The 2,958-nt window shown below is 40.0% G+C and carries 5 protein-coding genes; 2 read left to right on the forward strand and 3 right to left on the reverse strand.

Annotated elements, in window-relative coordinates:
- On the reverse strand, positions 1–350 hold a 350-nt coding region (locus INT03_RS12095; RefSeq protein WP_193009146.1), incomplete at its 3' end, for a LysR family transcriptional regulator.
- Positions 351–445: 95 nt separating this feature from the next.
- Between INT03_RS12095 and INT03_RS12100 the strand changes: the two genes are divergently transcribed.
- The gene (locus INT03_RS12100) at positions 446–1,015 is read left to right on the forward strand and encodes a DMT family transporter (RefSeq protein WP_193009144.1); all 570 of its coding nucleotides are present in this window, start codon (positions 446–448) and stop codon (positions 1,013–1,015) included.
- A 392-nt stretch (positions 1,016–1,407) separates the two neighbouring features.
- Positions 1,408–1,974 (forward strand): hypothetical protein, encoded by a 567-nt coding sequence (locus tag INT03_RS12105; RefSeq protein ID WP_193009145.1) that lies wholly within the window; start codon positions 1,408–1,410, stop codon positions 1,972–1,974.
- A gap of 230 nt (positions 1,975–2,204) precedes the next feature.
- On the opposite strand, the gene INT03_RS12110 is transcribed toward INT03_RS12105, so the two are convergent.
- Both INT03_RS12110 and INT03_RS12115 read right to left on the reverse strand, forming a co-directional pair.
- Positions 2,205–2,522 (reverse strand): hypothetical protein, encoded by a 318-nt coding sequence (locus tag INT03_RS12110; protein WP_226950396.1) that lies wholly within the window; start codon positions 2,520–2,522, stop codon positions 2,205–2,207.
- Between the two features lie 80 nt (positions 2,523–2,602).
- Positions 2,603–2,827, reverse strand: a complete 225-nt coding sequence (locus tag INT03_RS12115; protein WP_226950395.1) for a hypothetical protein — start codon at positions 2,825–2,827, stop codon at positions 2,603–2,605.
- Positions 2,828–2,958: the final 131 nt, after the last annotated feature.

Here is a 2,958-nt window from a genome sequence, read left to right on the forward strand (position 1 = left end):
CGCACCAAACTAGGCATAAATACACGCGCGCCATAGTCAGACATAGCCAGACGAAATACTCGCTTCGCACTGAGAGGATTGAATTCTGGGGTCTCAATCAACGCACCGAGCTGCTCTAGAACATCAGTCAAGGGCAGGATTAACTCGCTCGCTCGCGAAGTCAATTCCAATTTTCCTGAACGTCGCACCAATAGAGGGTCATCAAATAGGGTACGCAAATGGGCCAGCGCGTGGCTAACTGCCGGCTGACTTTTATGTAACCGGAGAGCGGCTCGTGATACGTGCTTTTCTACTAATAATGCGTGCAACGTCACGAGCAAATTAAGGTCAATACGTCTTAAGTTATTCATATGACGAATAGTGAAGTAAAAAAACAATAATTTCAATTCAAATTTTTAATATGAAATAATTATTCCAGAAAATTAAATAAATCTGGAGCAAACGTATGAATCTATCACTTACTGGCATCTCTTTTGCCATTATAGCCTTAGTTGCTGGCGCTTTAGTCCCTCTCCAAGCTGCAAGTAACGCTGAATTAGGCCGTGCTCTTGGACATCCTCTTTGGGCAACGGTAGTGTCGTTATTGGTGAGTGTATTTATAGCGATACCTGTCATTCTTTCTATGCGTGTCCCTACGCCCATATTGAGTGAAATCAGACAATTACCAATGTGGGTCTGGTTTGGTGGCATAGCTGGCGTCATCTATATTACGTCCGCATTAATTCTAGTCCCTCGTTTAGGCGCAACTCGCTTTATTGTTTGCGTGATCGCGGGTCAAATGCTTATTTCATTAATATTAGATCAATACGGTCTTATGAATTTACCAGTGAAAGAAATAAATGCTGGCCGTTTAGTAGGTGTTACTTTTGTTCTACTAGGCATGATCATGGTGCTGTGGCTCACGCCTTCATCTACCAATTCAAGTAACGTTAAAGCTAGCATAGCTGGCAATTTAAATACCATAGAAAGTACGTCGACAAGTAGTGCTAAGTCTGTTTCTCATTTTGAAAGCTAGTCATATCTATATCAATGCGTAAACAATGAGAATTAATTATTCAAATACTATTTGGTGATCTTGTTAAGCCTGTATTTGAAAAAAGATAACTGGGGTATGCTATTAAGTCCCTAGAACCAAACTTGGGAGATTTTAATCAAGCGGCGTTGCAATAAAACTCATGATAAACCTGTCTAGGTGATTTTATCCCCAAATCCTTTTGAATTATAGTTTGATTGTATTCAAGCTCAATATAGAGCTTGTAAGATTTGACTAAACCTTATCAGGTTATGATTTTAATAAGTAATTTTAGAAAAAATTATTTAACTTAATTGATGTAGAATTAAACAAATGTACTTACCGTACCATAATTTCCGTTTTCTGTACTGACCGCTATTAAAAAAGGAATTCTTATGAAAAATCTTGCGGCTTATCTTTGTTTTGCCTTGGCTTGCATCTCTACTTCTCATGCTGAAACCATCGCTGGTTACAGCTTTGAAAAATACCCTGCTAAAATCTATAACGCTAAACAAGCACCCTTAAAATTAGGTGACTGGAGCTCTTTTCGTACTCGACTGAAAGCAGCTCATAAAGATGGTGAAATTAACTTCGCGGGTAACTATATCGTAACAACCTGGGGCTGTGGTACAAGCTGTGTATCAGGGGCTATGATTGATAAACGTACTGGTAAAGTATACGGTATCCCACTGGGTGAAACTGAGGATAGTGTCACCCCTTATGAAAGTGGCGCAGAATGCTTCGCAGACGGCGCAGAACTTGATGACAACGAGCGTTTGGCTTTCTATCCCAATAGCCGCTTATTTATCAGTCGCAATTGTGAAGGCGAGCAAGTCAACGAAACCACAGGTAAACAACTTATCACCTATTATGTCAACATTTGGGATGAAAAGACCAAGACATTCAAACTAAAAAAGGTTCAGCAATCTAAACTCGTTAAAGTGGACTACAGTCAATTTTAAACTAACTTTTTTCCTGTATTTACCTTTTAAAGCCAAGTTTTTAGCCTAAACTTGGCTCATACTACCCTCTACCTTTTTTAGAGGTCTTAGCTTGGGCTATCTTGACCAAAAAAATAAACCATCTCGACGTTGTAGTGGCACACTAAATTTAAGCTGTATTTAAGAGAAGATCTGCTGCCCACAAAAAAGCCAGGCAACTCAAGCTGCATGGCTTTAAAATTTCTAATAATTTATCTATGATTATGTTCCCGCCATACAGCATGCTCACATACTTCACAGCACCAACGCTCTTTTGAGCGCATATACGGAATGTCTGCTGGTATCTGTAAAGGGCACACATAACCACAGTACTCACATACAACATCATCTAAGCAGACATAACACTGAGCGACTGCCTCAAAGAGTACTTGAGGACTTACCTCATACTTTTCACAAAGCGTTTTCACATGTTTAATAAAGCCGCTCTGATTATCATATGCCCAGTAATCCTCACATATTTTGATATCATATGGGCTCTGCGTCATATTAGGCTGAAGTTTTACACTCATTACATTCTCCTTAGTAGCCGACATAGTCAGAGTGCGGTAGTAGCTCATAAAGCTCGCTTTGAAGCTGACAACGCATATCCTCAATCAACATAGTCAAGATCCACCTCCAAGCGCTTCTGAACCCATACACGCATTGCCATATCGTTATTGAAGCAGGACTTCACTCCTAAGAAACGTGCAAGTTGATGACCAGATGAAATATACAACTCACGCATCAATGCATTAGCGATAAGATTTGCATCCTCACTGATTGCACCATCAGGTTTAAACTCACCAAACAGCTCTTCATAATTGATGATTTTCATTGTGACGTCTCCTTGTCAGTCTGTGAATTCGTGATGAGTGCTTCAGCTCCAGAGCTATTCGATGCACTTGTTAACTTCTCTTTGCTTGCTAAGAGCAAGTTATCCATTGCTGAGCCATCCTGACGGGTAAT

The organism is Psychrobacter sp. PG1 (assembly GCF_014897815.1).
In the GTDB taxonomy this organism is placed as follows: domain Bacteria; phylum Pseudomonadota; class Gammaproteobacteria; order Pseudomonadales; family Moraxellaceae; genus Psychrobacter.

Excerpts from the sequence above, each read along its gene's own strand:
- INT03_RS12110 (WP_226950396.1), bottom strand. The coding sequence starts at position 2,522 with ATGAGTGTAAAACTTCAGCCTAATATGACGCAGAGCCCATATGATATC.
- INT03_RS12115 (WP_226950395.1), bottom strand. The coding sequence starts at position 2,827 with ATGAAAATCATCAATTATGAAGAGCTGTTTGGTGAGTTTAAACCTGAT.
- INT03_RS12100 (WP_193009144.1), top strand. The coding sequence starts at position 446 with ATGAATCTATCACTTACTGGCATCTCTTTTGCCATTATAGCCTTAGTT.
- INT03_RS12105 (WP_193009145.1), top strand. The coding sequence starts at position 1,408 with ATGAAAAATCTTGCGGCTTATCTTTGTTTTGCCTTGGCTTGCATCTCT.